This is a genomic window from Amycolatopsis nivea (genome assembly GCF_004522235.1).
GTDB lineage: Bacteria > Actinomycetota > Actinomycetes > Mycobacteriales > Pseudonocardiaceae > Amycolatopsis > Amycolatopsis nivea.
Map to the genome: position 1 here is coordinate 1 of NZ_SDLT01000073.1, position 20,381 is coordinate 20,381.

General features: G+C 70.0%; 20 protein-coding genes. 13 read left to right on the top strand and 7 right to left on the bottom strand.

The features are described from left to right. Positions 1-383: 383 nt before the first annotated feature. Complete coding sequence (locus tag EIZ44_RS42860; protein ID WP_134734448.1) at positions 384-731, bottom strand: oxidoreductase; 348 nt, start codon at positions 729-731, stop codon at positions 384-386. Positions 732-924: 193 nt separating this feature from the next. Here EIZ44_RS42860 and lpdA point away from each other — a divergent pair, with 193 nt between their 5' ends. The 7 genes from lpdA (at position 925) to lipB (ending at position 8,116) form a co-directional block, all read left to right on the top strand. Then, positions 925-2,298: a dihydrolipoyl dehydrogenase gene (lpdA, locus tag EIZ44_RS42865; protein WP_037809512.1), complete on the top strand. Its 1,374-nt coding sequence runs from the start codon at positions 925-927 to the stop codon at positions 2,296-2,298. A 55-nt stretch (positions 2,299-2,353) separates the two neighbouring features. Further along, complete coding sequence (gene sucB, locus EIZ44_RS42870) at positions 2,354-4,141, top strand: 2-oxoglutarate dehydrogenase, E2 component, dihydrolipoamide succinyltransferase (protein ID WP_134734449.1); 1,788 nt, start codon at positions 2,354-2,356, stop codon at positions 4,139-4,141. A 114-nt stretch (positions 4,142-4,255) separates the two neighbouring features. Next, complete coding sequence (locus tag EIZ44_RS42875; protein ID WP_134734450.1) at positions 4,256-5,365, top strand: serine hydrolase; 1,110 nt, start codon at positions 4,256-4,258, stop codon at positions 5,363-5,365. Positions 5,366-5,370: 5 nt separating this feature from the next. Next, positions 5,371-5,856: an ArsR/SmtB family transcription factor gene (locus EIZ44_RS42880; protein ID WP_037809509.1), complete on the top strand. Its 486-nt coding sequence runs from the start codon at positions 5,371-5,373 to the stop codon at positions 5,854-5,856. A 15-nt stretch (positions 5,857-5,871) separates the two neighbouring features. Next, the gene (locus EIZ44_RS42885; protein ID WP_134734451.1) at positions 5,872-6,750 is read left to right on the top strand and encodes a TIGR01777 family oxidoreductase; all 879 of its coding nucleotides are present in this window, start codon (positions 5,872-5,874) and stop codon (positions 6,748-6,750) included. Continuing rightward, positions 6,747-7,376 carry a phosphatase PAP2 family protein gene (locus tag EIZ44_RS42890; RefSeq protein WP_167754466.1) on the top strand — a complete coding sequence of 210 codons (630 nt, stop codon included), beginning with the start codon at positions 6,747-6,749 and terminating at the stop codon, positions 7,374-7,376. Before EIZ44_RS42885 ends, EIZ44_RS42890 begins: the two co-directional genes overlap by 4 nt. Further along, complete coding sequence (gene lipB, locus EIZ44_RS42895; protein WP_134734453.1) at positions 7,373-8,116, top strand: lipoyl(octanoyl) transferase LipB; 744 nt, start codon at positions 7,373-7,375, stop codon at positions 8,114-8,116. The genes EIZ44_RS42890 and lipB overlap by 4 nt, the downstream gene beginning before the upstream one ends. A gap of 46 nt (positions 8,117-8,162) precedes the next feature. Here the strand turns inward: lipB and EIZ44_RS42900 are convergent, their stop codons facing one another. Together EIZ44_RS42900 and EIZ44_RS42905 are read right to left on the bottom strand one after the other, a co-directional pair. Further along, complete coding sequence (locus EIZ44_RS42900; RefSeq protein WP_134734454.1) at positions 8,163-9,098, bottom strand: LLM class F420-dependent oxidoreductase; 936 nt, start codon at positions 9,096-9,098, stop codon at positions 8,163-8,165. Between the two features lie 25 nt (positions 9,099-9,123). Continuing rightward, complete coding sequence (locus tag EIZ44_RS42905; protein WP_037809498.1) at positions 9,124-9,744, bottom strand: TetR/AcrR family transcriptional regulator; 621 nt, start codon at positions 9,742-9,744, stop codon at positions 9,124-9,126. A 132-nt stretch (positions 9,745-9,876) separates the two neighbouring features. Here EIZ44_RS42905 and EIZ44_RS42910 point away from each other — a divergent pair, with 132 nt between their 5' ends. Together EIZ44_RS42910 and EIZ44_RS42915 are read left to right on the top strand one after the other, a co-directional pair. After that, positions 9,877-10,398, top strand: coding sequence for a hypothetical protein (locus EIZ44_RS42910; RefSeq protein ID WP_134734455.1), 522 nt, complete (start codon positions 9,877-9,879; stop codon positions 10,396-10,398). A 19-nt stretch (positions 10,399-10,417) separates the two neighbouring features. After that, positions 10,418-11,362, top strand: coding sequence for an oxidoreductase (locus EIZ44_RS42915; protein ID WP_134734456.1), 945 nt, complete (start codon positions 10,418-10,420; stop codon positions 11,360-11,362). Here the strand turns inward: EIZ44_RS42915 and EIZ44_RS42920 are convergent. The 4 genes from EIZ44_RS42920 to EIZ44_RS42935 are packed head-to-tail and all read right to left on the bottom strand — an operon-like array spanning position 11,343 to position 15,208. After that, entirely contained in the window at positions 11,343-12,782 is a 1,440-nt protein-coding gene (locus EIZ44_RS42920; protein WP_240691564.1) for a sensor histidine kinase, read from the bottom strand. The two genes, EIZ44_RS42915 and EIZ44_RS42920, sit on opposite strands and share 20 nt — an antisense overlap. 17 nt (positions 12,783-12,799) lie before the next feature. Beyond that, positions 12,800-13,495: a response regulator transcription factor gene (locus EIZ44_RS42925; RefSeq protein ID WP_134734463.1), complete on the bottom strand. Its 696-nt coding sequence runs from the start codon at positions 13,493-13,495 to the stop codon at positions 12,800-12,802. Between the two features lie 34 nt (positions 13,496-13,529). Next, positions 13,530-14,303, bottom strand: coding sequence for an ABC transporter permease (locus EIZ44_RS42930; protein WP_134734457.1), 774 nt, complete (start codon positions 14,301-14,303; stop codon positions 13,530-13,532). Then, positions 14,300-15,208: an ABC transporter ATP-binding protein gene (locus tag EIZ44_RS42935; RefSeq protein ID WP_134734458.1), complete on the bottom strand. Its 909-nt coding sequence runs from the start codon at positions 15,206-15,208 to the stop codon at positions 14,300-14,302. The genes EIZ44_RS42930 and EIZ44_RS42935 overlap by 4 nt, the downstream gene beginning before the upstream one ends. A 128-nt stretch (positions 15,209-15,336) precedes the next feature. Between EIZ44_RS42935 and lipA the strand changes: the two genes are divergently transcribed. From lipA to EIZ44_RS42955, 4 genes are all read left to right on the top strand, one after another. After that, positions 15,337-16,338: a lipoyl synthase gene (gene lipA / locus EIZ44_RS42940; RefSeq protein WP_134734459.1), complete on the top strand. Its 1,002-nt coding sequence runs from the start codon at positions 15,337-15,339 to the stop codon at positions 16,336-16,338. A gap of 103 nt (positions 16,339-16,441) precedes the next feature. Continuing rightward, on the top strand, positions 16,442-17,119 hold the full coding sequence (locus tag EIZ44_RS42945) for a DedA family protein (RefSeq protein ID WP_134734460.1): 678 nt from the start codon (positions 16,442-16,444) through the stop codon (positions 17,117-17,119). Between the two features lie 57 nt (positions 17,120-17,176). Beyond that, a complete protein-coding gene (locus tag EIZ44_RS42950) occupies positions 17,177-18,046 on the top strand; it encodes a patatin-like phospholipase family protein (protein WP_134734461.1) in 870 nt (289 codons plus the stop codon). 132 nt (positions 18,047-18,178) lie between these two features. After that, positions 18,179-19,381 (top strand): L,D-transpeptidase family protein, encoded by a 1,203-nt coding sequence (locus EIZ44_RS42955; RefSeq protein ID WP_134734462.1) that lies wholly within the window; start codon positions 18,179-18,181, stop codon positions 19,379-19,381. The last annotated feature ends 1,000 nt before the right edge of the window (positions 19,382-20,381 follow it).

Consider the following 20,381-nt stretch of genomic DNA (forward strand, 5'->3'; position numbering starts at 1 on the left):
CCACCAGCCACAACCACGATGAAACAACCCCATTGGGGCGCTACCCCACCCACCGAACCGCAGCCGACGCACCCAACAAAGGAGACACCCAGCCCGGCTCCCGCAGCCGACATCGATGCACCAACCGCTCACCGCATCCGATGCACCCACTATCGAGGCACCAAGCCGACCCGCAGCCGATGCACCCAACGAGCGAGGCACCCAGCCCTCCCCCGCACCCCGATACGAAGCTCCCCTGCGGTTCGGGGGTGCTTGTCAAGGCATCTTTCCCGCCTTGACAAGCACCCCCGAACCGTCAGCACAATCAAACTTCGGGGTGCCCCACGCAACCAACGCCCGATGTCGCCGCCAGGCGACGAGAAGTCACCGACAACAGCCCAACCTCAACCACCAGGCCGCCGCTTCTGCCTCTCCGTGTACTCCCGCATCCGCTTCGGATAACCAACCCGCGCAGCCTCATACACCGGAATCGTGTGCTTATGCCCGAACCGCTGCGCCGCGTCGAAGCTCCCAATACGCCGGCGGGTCCATTCCCCGTCATGGGCGACAAGCACCACAGTGGTGTCAGTCACCGTGGTCGGCGGCTCGACATACGCCTCCACCCCACGACGCGCAGCAGCCCATTCCTCCAGGTAACGGGTATCGCTCGAGCCCCCGGAGCGGCCCGCTCCCGTGCCCCCGCCGCGTCTGCCGCGGCGGCGCAACGAGTCGAAGATCCCCACTTCGACCACCTTTCTTCCGGCGAGAGTCCGGACTTCATTATTCCCGGGTTCGTGTGTGGCCGGTGTCGCAGCACCGCCTTGGCCCGGCTAGGTCGCAACGCCGATCGGCGTAGTGACAAGATGGCTGTTGTCGCGCGCGCGGTTATACCGGGTGCCGCGGCGACCGAAGCTCCACCCCTATCGCTGCCGAGGAGTTATTGAAGTGAGCGACACCTCCGCCGACCTCGTGATCCTGGGAGGCGGATCGGGCGGCTACGCCGCGGCCTTCCGCGCGGCCGAGCTGGGCCTTTCCGTCACGCTGATCGAGAAGGACAAGCTGGGCGGGACCTGCCTCCACCGGGGCTGCATCCCGACCAAGGCCCTGCTGCACGCCGCCGAGGTCGCCGACGAGGCCCGCGACGCCGAGACCTTCGGCGTCAAGGCCGTGTTCGAGGGCATCGACATCGCGGGGGTGAACAAGTACAAGGACGGGATCGTCTCCCGGCTGTACAAGGGCCTCCAGGGCCTGGCCAAGGCGCACAAGGTGAACCTCGTCGAGGGCACCGGCCGGTTCGTCGGCGGCACCACCGTCGAGGTCGACGGCACGCGCTACACCGGCAAGAACGTCATCCTCGCCACCGGTTCGTACTCGCGCACCCTGCCCGGCCTGGAGCTCGGCGGCCGCATCATCGCGAGCGAGCAGGCGCTGACGCTGGACTACGTGCCGAAGAAGGTCGTCGTGCTCGGCGGCGGCGTGATCGGCGTGGAGTTCGCCAGCGTGTGGGCCTCCTTCGGGGTCGACGTCACCGTGGTCGAGGCGCTCCCGCGGCTGGTCCCGAACGAGGACGAGTACGCCTCCAAGCAGCTCGAGCGCGCGTTCCGGCGCCGCAAGATCGCCTTCAAGACCGGCGTCCGGTTCACCGGCGCGAAGCAGGACGACAACGGCGTCAGCGTGTCGCTGGAGTCCGGCGAAACGCTGGAGGCCGACCTGCTGCTGGTCGCCGTCGGCCGCGGCCCGAACTCGGCCGGGCACGGCTACGAGGAGGCGGGCGTCCAGATCGACCGCGGCTTCGTGCTCACCGACGACCGGCTGCGCACCAACCTGCCGAACGTCTACGCGGTCGGCGACATCGTGCCGGGCCTCCAGCTCGCGCACCGCGGCTTCCAGCAGGGCATCTTCGTGGCCGAGGAGATCGCCGGGCTGAACCCGCGCGCCATCGACGAGCGCGGCATCCCGCGCGTCACCTACTCGCACCCCGAGGTCGCGTCGGTCGGGCTCACCGAGGCCCAGGCCAAGGAGAAGTACGGTTCGGACGTCACCACGTTCACCTACGACCTCGGCGGCAACGGCAAGAGCCAGATCCTCAAGACCTCCGGCGGCGTGAAGCTGGTGAAGGCCCCGGACGGCCCCGTCGTCGGCGTGCACATGGTGGGCGACCGGGTCGGCGAGCTGATCGGCGAAGCGCAGCTGATCTACAGCTGGGAGGCGTTCCCGGAGGACGTCGCCCCGCTGATCCACGCGCACCCCACGCAGACCGAGGCACTCGGCGAAGCGTTCCTCGCCCTCGCGGGCAAGCCGCTGCACGTGCACAGCTGACGCGCAACCAGCACAATCCAGACCACGTCTTAGCGATCAAGGGAGCCAGCGAACAATGGCCTACTCCGTCACGCTGCCGGAGCTCGGCGAGAGCGTCACCGAGGGAACCGTCACCCGGTGGTTGAAGCAGGAGGGCGACACCGTCGAGGTCGACGAGCCGTTGCTCGAGATCTCGACCGACAAGGTCGACACCGAAGTACCGTCGCCGGTGGCAGGCACGGTCGTGAAGATCAGCGCCAAGGAAGACGACACCGTCGAGGTCGGCGGCGAGCTGGCGGTGATCGACGACGGCACCGGCGGCGTGCCCGAGTCTTCCGCCCCGGCCCAGCAGGCCGAGCCGGAACCGGAGCCCGCGCCGCAGCAGCAGGAAGCCCCTGCCCAGGCCGAATCCGCCCCGGCCGAGTCCGCTCCGTCGCAGCCGGACACCGCTCCGGCCGCGGGCGGTTCGGGCACCGAGGTGAAGCTGCCCGAGCTGGGCGAGAGCGTCACCGAGGGCACCGTCACCCGCTGGCTGAAGCAGGTCGGCGAGTCGGTCGAGGTCGACGAGCCGCTGCTCGAGATCTCCACCGACAAGGTCGACACCGAGGTCCCGTCGCCGGTCGCCGGCACCGTGCTGGAGATCCGCGCGGGCGAGGACGAGACCGTCGAGGTCGGCGGAGTGCTCGCGGTCATCGGCGACGCGAGCGCCGCCCCGGCCGCCGCGCCCGCGCAGGAGAGCAAGCCCGCTCCCGCTCCGGAACCCGAGCCCGCTCCGGCCCCGGTCCAGGAAAGCAAGCCCGCCCCGGCCCCGGCGGCTCCGGCTCCGGCGCCTGCCGCTCCGGCCCCGGCTCCGGCGCAGGAGAGCAAGCCCGCTCCGGCCGCCCAGGCCCCGGCGGAATCCGCCGACGGCCCGTACGTCACGCCGCTGGTGCGCAAGCTCGCCTCCGAGCACGGCATCGACCTCGCGTCGCTGACCGGCAGCGGAGTCGGCGGCCGCATCCGCAAGCAGGACGTGCTCGCCGCGGCCGAGGCGAAGCAGAAGGCGGCTCCGGCCCCGGCTGCCTCCGCTCCGGCAGCCGCCCCGGCCGCCGCCGCTCCGTCCGCGCCGCGCGCCGCCGCGGTGTCGCCGGAGGTCGCCGCCCTGCGCGGCACCGTGCAGAAGGCGAGCCGGATCCGGCAGATCACCGCCACCAAGACCCGCGAGTCGCTGCAGGTTTCCGCGCAGCTCACGCAGGTGCACGAGGTGGACGTCACCAAGATCGCCAAGCTGCGCCAGCGCGCGAAGGCGGCGTTCAAGGAGCGCGAGGGCGTCAACCTCACGTTCCTGCCGTTCTTCGCCAAGGCGACCGTCGAGGCGCTCAAGCAGCACCCGAACGTCAACGCGTCCTACAACGAGGACACGAAGGAGATCACCTACCACGGCGCCGTGCACCTGGGCATCGCGGTGGACACCGAGCGCGGCCTGCTCTCGGTCGTGATCCACGACGCGGGCGAGCTGAGCCTCGCCGGTCTCGCGCACCGCATCGCCGACCTGGCGGCGCGGGCCCGGGCCAACAAGATCAAGCCGGACGAGCTGATCGGCGGCACCTTCACCGTCACGAACATCGGCTCCAACGGGGCCCTGTTCGACACGCCGATCATCGTGCAGCCGCAGTCCGGCATGCTCGGCACCGGCGCCGTGGTGAAGCGCCCGGTCGTGGTGAGCGACGCCGAGGGCAACGACACCATCGCGGTCCGCTCGATGGCGTACCTGCCGCTGACCTACGACCACCGCCTGGTCGACGGCGCGGACGCCGGCCGCTTCCTGACCACGATCAAGCAGCGGCTGGAAGAGGGCAACTTCGAGGACGAGCTGGGTCTCTGATCCGGTAGTTCCTCGGCCGAAGGCCCCCGCACTCACTCGAGTGCGGGGGCCTTCGCCGTTTCTCCTACTTTCGGCTAATCCGGAATTCCGGAATACCGGAGTAGGCTGCTCGGCATGCTCACTCGACGAAGCTTGCTCACGTCGGTCGCAGCAGCGGGGGCCGCCACGTTCGTCCTGCCCTCGCTCGCGCTGGCCGATCCCCCGGACCAATCCACTCCCGAAGGCTGGCTCGCCCGGCTCGCGGCCCACCGCGACGACGTGTCAGCGGTTTTCTCCGACGGCGCCGGCCGCCGGTTCAGCCATCTCGCGGACCGGTCGCTCGTCGTCGCGTCCGCGATCAAGGTGGTCCATCTGCTCGCCTACACGACCGCGGTCGCCGAAGGACGGCTCGATCCGGACGAGCAGGTGCGCGTCGGCGACTGGGACGCCCGGCATCCGTACATCGGCGACGGCGAGGTCGGCAAGGGCGACCACCACACCGCGCTGACTTATCTGGGAATCCCGTGCGACGAGTACGGCGTCGCGACGAATCCGGACCAGCGTGTGCCGCTGCGGAGCATCGCGGAAACGATGATCCTCTGCAGCGACAATGCCGCAGCGGACTACCTGCGCGCCCGGCTCGGCGACCGGGCTTTGCGTGCGGCGGCAGCCCGTGGCGGCTGGCGGATGCCGGACGTGCGGATGTTCGGCGGCGAAACGTTGCTGCTGTTTTTCCCCGAGTACTGCCCGCCGCCAGGCAGCCCGGTCGTGCTCCGCCGCGCGGCGGGAGACGCGCTGTCGAACCGGTTCGCATGCGATCCGTCGTTCCGTGCCCAGGTGCTCCCCCGGGTCGCCGAAAAGCCGCCCTCCGTCGAAGCGATCATGGCGTGGTCGGCCTCGACCGGACAGGGCAGCGCCGAGCAGTTGTTCCGGCTGCACCACGAGATCGCCGCGAACCGCGATCGCGCGGCCGTTCTCGCGCAGCGAGTCCTCGGCGAACAGTTCGCGGGACACGAGCCGTCGGGCACGAAAGCCGTGCTGTACAAGGGCGGAAACCTTCCCGGCTTCCTCGTGCTCGGGTTCGATCTGCTGTGGCCGGACCGCCGTCCCGGCACCTGCACGGTCTTCATCAAGAACTCCACGCCGGAGGATCTCCAGTACGGCGGAGCGCTGCAGCAGTTGTGCGTCGGCGCGCTGTTCCGCCCGGACACCTTCGCGGCTTTGGAGCGTGCGCTGGGACACTGACCGGCATGACCGAAGACCTCGCCGAGCGTGTCGCGGCGCTCGAACGCCGGATGGCCGCATTGGAGGGGCGGCCCGCCGAACCCGTCCAGGACGGTCCGCCGGGGATCGTGGGCTATCAGGGTGAATTGACCGATCCCGAGCTGCGCTGGGAAATCCGGCTCACGACCCCGGCGGTCCTGTCGCTGCCGGACGGGCCGCGCGCCGAGGTGCTCGCCGCGCTGGCGAACACCGACCGGATCGCGCTCGTCCGGCTGCTCGCCCGCGACGGCGCGCAAACCGGGGCCGCGCTGCAGGAAGCCGCGGAACTCAGCTCGCCGGGGCGGCTCTACCACCATCTCAAGGCGCTCACCGCGGCCGGGCTCGTCGAGCAGGACCGCCGCGGCAGCTATCGGCTCAAGCCGACCGCCGCGATCCCCGCGCTGGTGCTGCTGACCGCCGCCGCCGACGTCGCCGGTCAGCTCCGCCCGGGTGTGCGCGAACCGGGCCGATAGGACACGATCAGAGGCATGCGGGTACTCATCGCGGGCTCCGGCGGCCTTATCGGCACCGCATTGACCGGACGGCTGCGCGAATCCGGGCACGAGGTGCGCCGGCTGGTGCGGCGGACCGCGCGGGCGGAAGACGAGCACGGCTGGGACCCGCCGTCGGGACGGATCGACGACGGCGCGTTCGACGGCATCGACGCGGTGGTGAACCTGTGCGGCGCCCCGCTGCTGCCCGGCCGCTGGAGCGGAATGCGCAAACAGCAGCTGCTCGACAGCCGGGTGGAGCCGACCGAAGTGCTCGCCGAAGCGGTGACGGAGCACGGCATCGGGGTGCTGGTGAACGCCTCCGCCGTGGGCTACTACGGAAACACCGGGTCCACTGTGGTCGATGAGGACACCAAGCCGGGCAACGGTTTTCTCGCCGAGATGTGCGTCGAATGGGAGGACGCGACCGCCGCGGCGGCCGGCGCCCGCGTGGTCTCGGTCCGCACCGGTCTCGTCCTGGCCCGCAGCGGCGGCCTGCTCGACGTGCTGCGCCCGCTCTTCCGTTTCGCCCTCGGCGGACGGCTCGGCGACGGCCGCCAGTTCATGCCGTGGATCGCGCTGGACGACGAAATCGGTGCCCTCGTGCACATCCTGGAGCACGAAACGCTGTCCGGACCGGTCAATCTCACCGGTCCGATCCCCGTCTCCAACGCCGAGTTCACCAAGGCCCTCGGCCACGCGGTGCACCGGCCCGCGCCGTGGTGGGTGCCGGAAATCGCGATGAAGATCGCCCTCGGCCAGGCCGCCGAAGAGATGGCGTTGTTCGGGCAGCGCGCGGTGCCGCGGAAGCTCGAGGCGAGCGGGTACGAATTCCGGCACCGCACCGTCGACAGCGCGCTCGCCGCGGCGACGTGACGATGCCGCGCGTCCGGTGGATCGTCACTGGAGTGGTGCTGTTCGCCGCGTTCCTCTGGCTCGGCTTCCTGGTGGACCGGCAGCCGCTGCAGCTCGACGTCGAGGTCGCCACGGCCTTGCGGGGACAGGACACGCACCCGGCCGGTCAGATCGCGGGCATGGTGACGAACGTCCTCGGCCCCGTGCTGCCGTACGTGCTCGGCGTGGTGCTGCTGGCGGTCGTGCTGCGGGACCGGTCGCAGCTCTCGCTGTGCGTGCGGCTCGCCGTAGTGCTGGTGCTGTGCCGGCTGACCAGCCTGGCGTTCAAGCCAGTGTTCCAGCGGCAGCGCCCGCGCGTGTACCCGGATCTGAGCTACCCCAGCGGCCACGTCGTCTCGGTGGCGACGACCAGCCTGGTCGTGGTCCTGCTGTGCGCCTGGCTCCGGCCGCGGGCCGTGCGGTGGGCGATCTGGCTGTCCGCCGCCGCGACCGTGCTGGCCGCGGCCTGCCGGATCGTGCTCGGCGTGCACTGGGTCACCGACACGATCGGGGCCGTGCTCGCGGTGCTCGGCGTGGGACTGGTGTCAGCGACCGCACTCCGGCTGATCCCCTTTCCGGTGCGCGAAAGGCGTAGCCTCGACGGGTGAGTTCTTCGAGCGCAAGCTGCCGCATCGCCACCGAGCCCCTCGTCGTGCGCGAGATCGGGACGATCGACTACACCGAGGCCTGGGACCTGCAGCGGGAGATCCTCGCCGCGCGGGCGGACGAAACCGGGCCGGACACCATGCTGCTGCTGGAGCACCCGTCGGTCTACACCGCGGGCAAGCGCACCGAACCCGAGGACCGGCCCGCCGACGGCACCCCGGTGATCGACGTCGACCGCGGCGGCAAGATCACCTGGCACGGCCCCGGCCAGCTGGTCGGCTACCCGATCCTGAAGCTCGCCGATCCGATCGACGTCATGCACTACGTGCGCAGGCTGGAAGAGGCGCTGATCGCGGTGTGCGACCGGTTCGGCGTCCGCACCGGCCGCGTCGAGGGCCGCAGCGGCGTGTGGATCCCGGCCGACGAGCGCGGCATCGAACGCAAGATCGCCGCGATCGGCATCCGCGTCCAGCGCGGCGTGACCATGCACGGCTTCGAGCTGAACTGCAACGCCGACCTGGCCGCGTTCGACAACATCGTGCCGTGCGGCATCCGCGACGCGGGCGTCACCTCGCTGTCCTGGGAACTGCAGCGCGACGTCCCGGTCGCCGAGGTGCTGCCGCTGGCGAAGAAACTGGTGCTGGCCGCGCTCGAAGGCGAACTGCAGGTGAGCGACGACCGCTGGCTGCCGCGCCCGGAGGCCCCGAAGGCCCCCGGCGTCACCTTCGCCCTGCAGAACTGACCTTCTCCACGACAAAGGGGCCTCCCGCGGGAGGCCCCTTTTCGCGTCAGTCCACCTGCGGTGCGACCTCGGAGGCCACGAACTCGATGTGGTCGAGGTCGGAAAGGTCGAGCACCTGCAGGTACAACCGGGTGATCCCGGTCTTCTCGCGCCACTGCCCGATCCGGTCGACGATCTCCGCCGCGGTCCCGGCCAGCCCGTTGGCCCGCAGTTCGCCGGTCTCCCGGCCGATCGCGGACGCGCGGCGCGCGACCTCGGCCTCGTCCCGGCCCGCCGCGAGCACGAGCGCGACCGAACGCAGGATCTCCTTGGGGTCGCGGCCGATCGCCTCCGCCGCCGCGTCCACCCGCTGGAACTGCGCGAGCGCGGTTTCCGCGTCCACGAACGGCAGGTTGAACTCGTCGGCGTACTGCGCGGCCAGCGCCGGGGTGCGCTTCTTGCCGCCCCCGCCGATGATCACCGGCGGCGCGGGCGACTGCGCGGGCTTCGGCAGCGCGGGCGAGTCGGCGAGCGTGTAGTAGTCGCCGGAGTAGGAGAAGGTCTCGCCGACCGGGGTCTTCCACAGGCCGGTGATCACCGCGAGCTGCTCGGCGTAGCGGTCGAAGCGCTCCTTGAGCGGCGGCAGGGTGAGGCCGTAGGCGGTGTGCTCGTCGTCGTACCAGCCGGTGCCGAGGCCGAATTCCACGCGCCCGCCGGACATCTGGTCCACCTGCGCGACCGAGATCGCGAGCGGGCCGGGGTGGCGGAAGGTGGCCGCGGTGACGAGCGTGCCGAGCCGGACGCGCTCGGTCTCGCGGGCGAGGCCGGCGAGGGTGATCCACGCGTCGGTCGGCCCGGGAAGGCCGTCCGCGCTGCCCATCTTGAGGTAGTGGTCGCTGCGGAAGAAGGCGTCGTAGCCCGCGGCTTCGGTGGTCCGCGCGACCCGCAGCAGGTCGTCGTAGCTCGCCCCCTGCTGGGGTTCGGTGAAGATCCTCAAGTCCATGTCCGCCAGCCTAACGGCGGATCGGTCAGCCCGCGGCGGGCCGTTCTTCGTGTCCCGCGGGGCGGCGCAGCCTCGACAGCATCCGCGTGATGACGTCCTCGATCTCGGCCCCGACCTTCTTCGGGTCGGCCGCGCCCGCGATCTCGGTGGCCGCGCTCGACAGCGCGCCGAACAGCAGCCGCGCGGTGAGGTCGACCGGCACCGGTTCCACCTCGCCCGCGTCGACGAGCAACTGCAGCCCGGACCGCACGAGCCCGAAGCTCGACTGTTCCTCGGCCTCGCGCCAGCGTTCCCAGCCCATCACGACCGGCCCCTCGTGGATGGCGATCCGCTGGTAGGAGGGGTCGAGGCAGCTGCGGATGAACGCCTGCAGCCCGCCCATCGCGCGCTCCCACGGCTCGCCGTCGCCGGTCATGATCTTCTGCAGCCGGTCGTAGACCAGGCTTTCGACCTGTTCGAAGGCGGCCTCGAAGAGCGCCTGCTTCCCGCTGAAATGGTGGTACAGCGCGCCTTTCGTGACGCGGGCGCGCTTGGCCACCTCGTCGAGCGAGGTGCCCGCGTATCCGCGTTTCGTGAACAGTTCGACCGCGCTGTCGACCAGGGCGGATCGGGTCGACTCGGAGTAGTCGAGTCGTCGGGACCTCATTGTCGGCACGCTCACAACCTTACGCCGGGGCCCGACGGACCATACCCGTGGTATGTTGGCTGCGTCAGGTCCGTACCGGGAGTATGCCGCAGACCGGCAGTATGACCCGGGTCACGGAAGGGGAGCCACACCATGAGCTGGACCGACTTCTACCGGCGGCGAGAGATCCTCGATGCCGCTGTCCGCCAGGCGAGGCGCGCGCCGCAGGCACCGCTGTCGCTGGCCGAAATCCCGGGTGCCGCCGACGAGTTCGGCACCGAAGAGAACCTGTTGCTGGCACTGCAGTACAAGTGGACGCAGCTGCTCAGCGGCTACCTGCGCGCCGAGTTCGCCGATCCCGACGAGGCGGATCTTCCCGGTGACCAGGTCGACGCCGTCACCCGCGCGTGGCGGCAGGCGCAGCACGACCACGAAGACCTTCGTGCGGCACTGGACGGCGCGCTGGAGCGCTGCCCCGCGCTGGAACCGCTGCACCGCACCGAACTGCACATGCTGGCGCTCACCGCCGGCCTCGCCGAACCGGACGAGCCCGCCGAAGAGATCGTCAAGGTCGGGCAGACGCTCGACGCGCTGATCCGCGCCGGCGACACCGGCCCGGTCCGCAGGCGCGGCCCGGTCGGGCATCTGATGCGCCTGCTCGCGCCGAGTGCGTGACGTGTAGTTAGCTGGCCCGATGAACGAACGCTGGACCGAGGCCCGGATCCCCGACCAGAGCGGCAGGACCGTCCTGATCACCGGAGCGAATTCCGGCCTCGGCCTGCGTTCGGCGGAAGTCCTCGCCGCGCACGGCGCCCGCGTGCTGCTCGGCTGCCGCTCGCCGGAACGCGGCGAAACCGCACTCGAACGGGTCCGCGCCGCGGCTTCCGGGGCCAAACCCGAACTCGTCCGCGTGGACCTCGCCGACCTGGCGTCCGTCCGGAAAGCCGCCGCGGCCGTGCGCGAACTCACCGGCGACGCGCTGGACGTGCTGATGAACAACGCCGGGGTCATGGCCACCGCACAAGGCCGCACCGCGGACGGTTTCGAGCTCCAATTCGGCACGAACCACCTCGGGCACGCCGCGCTGACGTGGCTGCTGATGCCCGCCCTGCGCGGCGCACCGGCCGGCCGCGTCGTCACGCTGTCCAGCGTCGCCGCCCTCGGCGCACACCTGCACCTGGACGACCCGAACGCCGAACGCCGTCCGTATCGCGCGGCAGCCGCGTACGGCCAGGCGAAACTGTCGAACCAAACCTTCGGGATCGAACTGGACCGACGCCTCCGCGCGGCGGATTCCACCGTGCGCAGCGTGCTCGCGCATCCCGGCTACAGCGCGACCGGCCTGACCACGAACATGGCGAGCTCGTACCGGAATCCCGTGCTGCGCACCGCACTCCGGGAAATCGGCAAGCTCGGCGGAATGCTGCTGGCCCAACGCGTCGAGCACGGCGCACTGCCGCAGCTGTACGCCGCGACTGCCCCCGACGTCGAAAGCGGCGACTACATCGGACCGGTTTTCGCCGTCCGCGGCCGTCCGACGAAGGTGCGCACCCTTGCTCCGGCCCGGAATCCGGAAGCCGGGACCAGGCTGTGGGAACTGACTGCCGAGCTGACCGGCGTCACTCCCGATCCGCACTGAACTCCAGCAGCGGCAACACAATCCGGAAACACGCCCCCTCGCCGACCGCGGTCTCCAGCTCGATCTCGCCATCGTGCGCTCGCGTCAGCGACCGGGCGATCGCGAGCCCCAGACCCGCGTCCGCACCCGGTGTCCTCGCTCGCGAACGATCCGCGCGATAGAACCGGTCGAAGACGCGTTCTGCTTGCGCCGCAGTCATTCCCGGGCCTTCGTCGGCAACCTCCAGCACCGCCCGACCGCCCACAGTCCCGACCCCGATGCGGACCGCGGTGCCCGGCGGAGTGTGCGCGACAGCGTTGCCGACGAGGTTCGTGACCACCTGCCGCAGCCGCGCCTCGTCGGCGTTCACCGGAGCCGGTCCAGGCCCGCCCTCGCCGCCAGGTCCGGTCAGCTCGATCGGCCGTGACGGGTCGAGCGCGCGCAACGCGTGCCGGGCATCGCCAGCCAGCGTGCGCAAGTCCATCGGCGCTCGGTCGAGCTGCGCTTCCGGCGCTTCGTCAAGCTGGGCAAGCAAAAGCAGGTCCTCGGTGAGCGCGGCCAGCCGGACCGCTTCCCGGTCGATCCGGTGCATGGCTTCGTCCACATCGGACTGTTCCGGGAGCGCACCCATCCGGTACAGCTCGGCGGTGCCCTTGATCCCGAAAAGCGGCGTGCGCAGTTCGTGGCTGACGTCCGCGACGAAGGTCCGCATCCGCGCCTCGGAAGCGGTCCGGTCGGCGAACGCGCGCTCCAGCTGTCCGAGCATGGTGTTGAGCGACCCCGCCAAGCGGCCGATTTCCGTTCCCGGCGCGGCGATCCCGGGCACCCGGCGGCTGAGGTCGCCGCCCGCGATCGCCGCCGCGGTGTGCTCGATCCGGCGCAACGGACGCAGCCCGCCGCGCAACGCGAACCAGCCGGCCCCGGTCAGCAGCACGAGCAGCACGGACCCGGTGACCACGCTGCTGGTCCGCAACCGGGAGATCAGGGCGTCCGCCTCGGCGAGCGGAGCCGCCGCGATCACCGTCCCGCCCGGTGCCGGTGCCGCGACCGCGCGCCAGCGCTCCGAACCGTTCGCGGCCCGCAGGTCGGCAGGCGGGCCGTGCACCGGTACCGATCGCAGTTCCTCGGGCGAGGGCAGGGTTTCCGCCGCCAGCCGTGAAGAATGGATGCCGCCGGTCACCGCGCCGTTCGCGCCCAGATAGACCACGTACGGGGCGCCGATCAGGTCCAGCGCCGGGTCCAGCGCGGACGTCCGGGGGTCGCCCGCGGGCAGCACGCCGGACGGCACGCGCGCGATCAGCTCGGTGAAACCGCGCAGCTGGGTGTCGATCCGGTCGAGCTGGTAGCGCTCCAGACGGTCCGAGACGACGGCGCTGATCAGCGTCAACCCAGCCAGCAAGAGACCCGCCGTGATGAGCAGAAGCCGGGTGCGCAACGACATCCGGCGCAGTGGATGCCTCACCGCCGCGGTTCCCGCATCACGTAACCGACGCCGTGCACGGTGTGGATCAGCTTGGGCTCACCGGTGTCGACCTTGCGCCGCAGATAGGAGACGTAGGTGTCGACGATGCTGGCGTCGCCGCCGAAGTCGTACTGCCACACCCGGTCGAGGATCTGCGCCTTCGACACCACGCGCCCGGCGTTCTCCATCAGATACCGCAACAGCCGGAACTCGGTGGCGGAGACGCGGACCGGCTGCCCGGCCCGCGTCACCTGATGGCCTTCCGCGTCAAGCACCAGTTCGCCCACCGTCACGACCGCCTGGCGTCCTTGCGTGCGCCGGAGGATCGCGTGGATCCGCGCGATGAGCTCCTCCAGGTCGAACGGTTTGGTGACGTAGTCGTCGGCGCCCAGCGACAGGCCGGCGACCTTGTCCGCCTGCCGGTCGCGGGCGGTGAGGAAGAGCACCGGCACCGGTCCGCCGCGGCCGGGCCGATGCCGTTCGCGCAAACGCCGGGCGACCTCGAAACCGTCCGCGTCCGGCAGCATCACGTCGAGCAGCACCAGGTCAGGCGGCTCTTCCGCAGCGGAGGTGACTGCCTCGCCCGCCGTCGCCGCGGACCTCACCTCGAACCCGGCGAACCGCAACGCCGCCGACAACAACTGCCGCACGGTGGCCTCGTCGTCGACCACCAGCAGCCGAGCGGGCGTCATCCCTGCCATGAACGCCAGCGTACGGAGACCACGGTCACACGTCCCGCCTGCGGAACGCCGCGAACGCGACGGCCAGCACCACGGCCACGCCGACGTACAGGCCGGCGAGGTTGAGCCACGGATCCGGGTACGCCGGATCGACCTTGCCGGAGAAAATCGCCGCCGCGCCCTTGGACGGCCAGAACGTGAACAGCCACTGCATCCAGGACGGGAAAAGGTCGGCGACCGCAGGCACCAGCAGCACGATCCCGACCAGCGCGGCCAGCGCACCCGCGGTCGCCCGGATCAGCGTGCCGAGACCGACCGCGAGCAACGCGATCGCGGCGAGGTACAGCCCGCCGCCCACCACGGCACCGAGCACGCCAGCGTCGCCGAGACTCACGTGCGGCAACTGCTGCCCGGCGAGAAACCCTTGTCCGATCAGGAAAGCAGCGAACATCAGCACCTGCCCGGCCACGACGGCGACCGCGGCGGCGAGCACCACCTTCGCCGCGAGCAGCCGGGACCGCCGCGGCGTCGCCGTGAGCGATGTCTGGATCAGCCCGGTCGCGTATTCCGACGTGACGACCAGGACACCCAGCACCCCGATGATCAGCTGCGCGACGATGAAGGACTTCAAGCTGAGACCGGTCGGATCCCAGGCCGCGCGTTCCGCGGCCGTCGCCTTGGCGTACTCGGCACCCGCCGAAGCCGTCGCCAGCGCGGTGATGCCGAGCCCGGCGGCGAACAGGCTGGCCACGGTGTACCAGGTGGAACGCAGGCTGCGGAGCTTGATCCACTCCGATCTGAGCGTGCCGGAGACGATCATGCGGCAACCCCCTGGTACTCGATGCTGTCCTCGGTGAGCGCGAGGAACGCGTCCTCGAGCGAAACCCGCTGCGGCGTGAGCTCCCCGAGCGCGACCCCCTGGTACGCGGCCAGTTTTCCGATCTCGTCGCTGGTCAGGCCGGAGACGACCAGCGCGTCTCCAGCGCTGTCCCGCACGGCGGCTCCGGCGGCGAGCAGAAGGCGGGCGAACCCGTCCGGATCGGCGGCGCGGACGAGCACCGAACCCGCCTGACCGGCCAGTTCGGCGGTGGCGGTGTCGGCGAGCAGCTTGCCCCTGCCGATGACGATCAGCCGGTCGGCGGTCTGCGCCATCTCGCTCATGAGATGGCTGGACACCAGCACCGCGCGGCCGTCGCGGGCGAGCGAGCGCATGAAGTCCCGGATCCAGCGGATGCCCTCGGGGTCGAGGCCGTTCACCGGTTCGTCGAAAATCAGCACCCGGGGGTCGCCGAGCAGCGCGGCCGCGATGCCGAGCCGCTGCCGCATCCCGAGCGAAAACCCGCCTGCCCTCCGCCCTGCCACGCTCTCCAGACCGGTGCGCGCGAGCACGTCGTCGACCCGGCTCCGCGGCAGCCGGTTGCTCGCCGCGAGCGCGAGAAGGTGGTCGCGCGCCTTGCGGGCCCCGTGCACGGCACCCGCGTCGAGCAGCGCGCCGACCTCCGTGAGCGGCACGGCGAGGTCCCGGTAGCGCCGTCCGCCGATCGTCACCGACCCGCGCGTCGGGGAGGCGAGACCGGTGATCATCTTCAGCGTCGTGGACTTGCCCGCCCCGTTCGGCCCGAGGAACCCGGCGACCTGCCCGGGCTCGACGCTGAACGACAGGTCGTCCACCACGGTGTCGGGCCCGTACCGTTTCGTGAGCCCGCGTACTTCGATCGCTGTCATGCCGGCGAGCGTGCCCGGCCGGTCCGGGCGAATCCGCAGAGCTTCTGGGAGAACCCTGTGCGTTTCCGGTCGTCCACGGGCTGGATTGGGTCCCGTTCACAGGAAAACCTCGGCGTAGGGTGGGGATCGTGACTGCTGCACCGGAGGGGCGGAAGTTGTTGCGGCTTGAGGTGCGCAACAGCGAGACGCCGATCGAGAAGAAGCCGTCGTGGATCAAGACGCGGGTGCGGATGGGGCCGGAGTTCACCGAACTCAAGGGGCTGGTCAAGCGCGAGGGTCTGCACACGGTTTGTGAAGAGGCTGGTTGTCCCAACATTTACGAATGCTGGGAAGACCGGGAGGCCACGTTCCTGATCGGCGGGGACCAGTGCACGCGGCGCTGCGATTTCTGTCAGATCGACACGGGCAAGCCCGCTGCGCTGGATCGCACGGAGCCGCGGAAGGTCGCGGAGTCGGTGCAGGCGATGGGCTTGCGGTACTCGACCATCACCGGCGTCGCCCGTGACGATCTCGAGGACGGCGGTGCCTGGCTGTACGCGGAGACGGTGCGTCAGATCCACGTGCTGAACCCCGGCACCGGTGTCGAGTTGCTGATCCCGGACTTCAACGCCGAGCCGGACCAGTTGGCTGAGGTGTTCGGGTCTCGGCCGGAGGTTTTGGCGCACAACGTGGAGACGGTGCCGCGGATCTTCAAGCGGATCCGCCCCGGCTTCCGCTACGCGCGCTCCCTGGACGTGATCACGCAGGCCCGCGCGGCCGGGCTCGTGACGAAGTCGAACCTGATCCTCGGCATGGGCGAAACCCCCGAGGAGGTCAGCGTCGCGCTGCAGGACCTCTTCGACGCAGGGTGCGAGATCATCACGATCACCCAGTACCTGCGGCCTTCCCCGCGGCACCACCCGGTCGACCGCTGGGTCAAGCCGGAAGAATTCGTGGAACACGCCAAGACCGCCGAGGCGATCGGCTTCCCCGGCGTCATGGCCGGTCCCCTGGTCCGCTCGTCCTATCGCGCCGGACGGCTCTACGCCCAGACCAAGGCGCACCGCGGCGAGGAACTGCCGGAGAACCTCGCCCACCTGACCGCCGAAGGACCCGCTGCGCAGGAAGCCAGCAGCCTGCTGTCCCGCTGAACCCGTACCGACGAGGGGCCCCGGTTACGCACCGGGGCCCCTTATTCGTCTCCGCGTCCCCTGAACGTGGCACGCTATTCCCAAGAATCAGTAAAGTGATGGTGTGGCCTTAGTAACGGACATCCTCGACTGGTTGCAAGCACTCCCCCAACCGGGTCTCGTCGCGGCGGCAGGCGGGCTCGTGCTGGCCGAGTGCACGATCGGCCTCGGCTTCATCGCCCCGGGCGAATCGGGCCTGCTGATCGCGGCGACCACGGCGACGTCCGTGCCCCGCTTCCTGACACTGTGGGCGGTCGTCACCGTCTGCGCGGCGCTGGGCGATTCGATCGGGTACGCCCTCGGCCGGAAGTTCGGGCCGCGGCTGCGGGAGACGAAGCTCATCCGCAAATACGGCCTGGACGCGTGGGACAAGGCCACCGGCGTCCTCGAACGCCGGGGCGCGTGGGCGGTGTTCTTCGCGCGGTTCCTGCCGGTGCTGCGCACCCTGACGCCGGCCGCCGCGGGAGCGTCGAACCTGCCGTTCCGCAAGTTCCTCCCGGCGACCGCCGCCGGCGCGTTCTGCTGGTCGCTCGTGCACATCAGCCTCGGCGCGGCGCTGGGCGAGGCGGCCAAGCAGGTCGAGAGCGCGATGAACACCGGGTTCCTCGTGGTGGCCGCGCTGGTGATCGGAGTGCTGGTGTTCTTCTTGCTGCGCATGAAGAAACGCAAGACGCTGGGCATCACCGGTCCCGCCGCTTCGCCGGACGAGCAGCCGGAAGAGCCCGCCCGCACCGGCAATTGACCGAGGTCACTCGAAGTCACCCGCCCGGGAGCCGTCCGGCTGGTTAGATTCGACCGTATGCAGGCACTTGCCCTCCCGAAGCCGGTCGCGTTCGTCCTCGGCGGGGGCGGCAGCCTCGGCGCGCTGCAGGTGGGCATGCTGCAAGCCCTCGACGAAGCGGGCATCGCGCCGGATCTGGCGGTCGGCACGTCCGTCGGCTCGCTGAACGCCGCGGTGCTCGCCTTGGCCGGCGACGACCGGCTCCGGCGGCTCCGCGACATCTGGGCGCACATGACGAAGGCCGAGGCTTTCCCCGGCGGCGTGCTCAGCCAGGTCCGGACGCTCCGGCACAGCAAAACCCACCTGTTCCCGAACACCGGTCTGGCCAGGATCATCGACGACCACCTCGGCGCCGGCCGCCGGTTCGAGGATCTGGCGATGCCGCTGGGCGTCGTCACCACCGACGTCGACACCGCCGAACCGGTCCTGCTCACGTCTGGTCCGCTGCAAGCACCGCTCCTGGCGAGCTGCGCGATCCCCGGCATCTACCCGCCGGTGCCGTACGAGGACCGTCTCCTCTACGACGGCGGCCTGGTCGCCAACGTCCCGATGCGGCAGGCGTTGCGCATGGGCGCGAAGTCGCTGGTCGTCCTGGACTGCGCGTTCCCCGGCAAAATGCCCGGCGCGCCCCGGACGTTCGCCGAGGTGATGATGTTCACCGCGATGATCAGCATGCGCAACCAGGCCGTGCTGGAAGCGCCGGTCGCCGCCCGGACGGTGCCGGTGGTCTACCTGCCCGGCCCGGCGCCGGTCCAGGTGAGCCCGCTGGACTTCTCGCGCACCGACGACCTGGCGTCGCAGGCCTATCACGCCGCGCGAGACCACCTGAAGGAGCTGACCGTCGACGGCCCCGGCTTGTACGGGGCGCCCGGATTGCTGCGTCCCTGATCTGCGCGCCGCGGAATTCGCGAACGTGATCCGCGTCACCCTAATGCACCGATCCGCCGGTCGGGGCGTCTTTCCGATCGCGTAGTTTTGCAGTTGAACCTGCCGGTCCTGGACCCTCACAAAAGAGACATAATGTTCCCGAAGAAGACATTTTTTCCGCTCGCCGGAATTCTCGCGGCGACCGTGCTGCTTTCCGCCTGTTCCTCCGGGGACGGCGGCAGCAACGCTGGCACGCCCGGTGCGCCGGGCGGGTCGAGCCAGACCGCGACACCGGCATCGGTGTCGATCGAACCGGCCAACGCGTCCGGGATCAGCCCGAGCACGCCGATCGTCGTGAAGGCGGCGAACGGGAAACTCACGGACGTCACGGTCACGAGCTCCAAGGGCAAAGCCGTCGCGGGCGAGTTCTCTCCGGACAAGCTCAGCTGGACGACCACCGAGGTCCTCGGCTACGGCGGCACGTACCAGGTGAAGGCGCATGCCCAAGGCGCGGACGGGAAATCCGTCGAACAGCAGGGCCAGGTGACCACGCTGTCGCCGAAGAAGCAGGCGAACGCGAACCTGATCCCGGCCCCGAACGCGGTGAAGAGCTCGGGCGTCGGCGTGGGCCAGCCGATCGTGTTCAGCTTCGGCGTCCCGGTGAAGAACAAGGCCGCGGTAGAGAAGGCGCTCACGGTCGAGTCGTCGCCGAAGCAGGACGGCAGCTGGTATTGGATGGACGACAAGAACGTCCACTACCGGCCGAAGGAATACTGGAAGCCGGGCACCACGCTGACGGTGACCGCGAAGATTTACGGCGTCGATTTCGGAAATGGCGTGTACGGAGCGGACGATCGCACCGAAACGTACAAGGTGCACGATTCGTGGATCGCGAAAGCCGACGGCAACAGCGAACAGATGCAGATCTTCCACAACGGTTCGATGGTGAAGTCGATGCCGATCTCGATGGGCAAGGACGCGACCCCCACCCACCTCGGCCCGCACGTCATCTCGGACAAGCAGGCGAACTACACGATGGACTCCTGCACGTACGGCGTGTGCCCGCCGGACCCGAAGGCGTACCGCTCGAACGAGAAGTTCTCCGAACGCATCTCGAACGACGGAGAGTTCGTCCACGAGAACCCGAACAGCGTCGGGCAACAGGGCAGCTCCAACGTCTCGCACGGCTGCATCAACCTGAACGCCGCCAACGCGGAGTGGTTCTTCAACAACTTCGGCCTGGGAGACGTCGTAGAAGTCACCAACTCAGGCGGCCCGCAACTCCCGGTGTGGGACCTGTACGGCGACTGGTCCAAGTCCTGGACCGACTGGCAGAAGGGCTCGGCCCTGAAGTAGCCCCTTTCCGGCCTGCTTGGGTTGGGCAAGGTTGAGGGCTGGTTCGGCTGAACGGTTCGACAGAGAAGGGTGCCGGAGCTTCTTGCTCCGGCACCCTTTTTGCTGCCCTGGGGTGGGAGGGGTTACCGGGGCTGGGCTGCGTTGCTGCGAAGTAGTGATCGGGACCGGGCCGCGTTGCCGCGGAGTAGTGAGCAGCTCCGGGCCGTGTCTCCGCAGAACAGTTAGCAGCACCGAACCGTGTCTCCGCAGAACAGTTAGCAGCACCGAGTCGCGTTGCCGCAGAGTAGTGAGCGACACCGAGTCGCGTTGCTGCGGAGCAGTTAGCGGCACCGGGCTGTGTCGCTGCCGAGCAGTGACCGACACCGGGCCATGCCGCTGCGGAGTGGCTATCGGCACCGGGCCGCAATGCCGTCGGATCGGCTGCGGAGACGAAGCCCGGCCCCAGGACGGGCCTTCCGTTGCCGGTCTTGCTGCCTCGATCTCATCGCCTAGTGCTGCCCATTGCTCCCTGGCGCGGACGCCTTCCCTCGCAGCGCCGCTTTGCCGGCGGTGCTGGACGTTTCTCTGCGTGTCGCATCGCTTCCCCGCCGCCGGTGCTGGGAGCCGCTACCTCCGTGGTGAGCGCACAAGGCAGGCGAAGCTCGCCCAGGACTAGTTGCTCCGTTGTCTGCCCTGCTGGCTGGATCTTGTTGCCTCGTGCCGCCACTGCCTGCACTGCTGAATGGGGCCAACCAGTTGCTCGCTTCCGCGGGATGCGTTCCCCTCTCACGCTCCTGGGGTCTTGAAGCCCAGTCCTGCGCGCGCCGCGGCGCGATCCAGTTGCAGCTTTCGGGAGGTTCCGAAGAAATAGCTTGGGCATGACGAAGGCCCGAACCCGTTGCCGGGTTCGGGCCTTGTTCTGGTCCGGATACGAGTCTGGGCCCCGGGAGAACCACCAGGGGTTCTCGGACCGGGGCCCAGACTGTCAGGTTAAGTTCGGCGGTGTCCTACTCTCCCACAA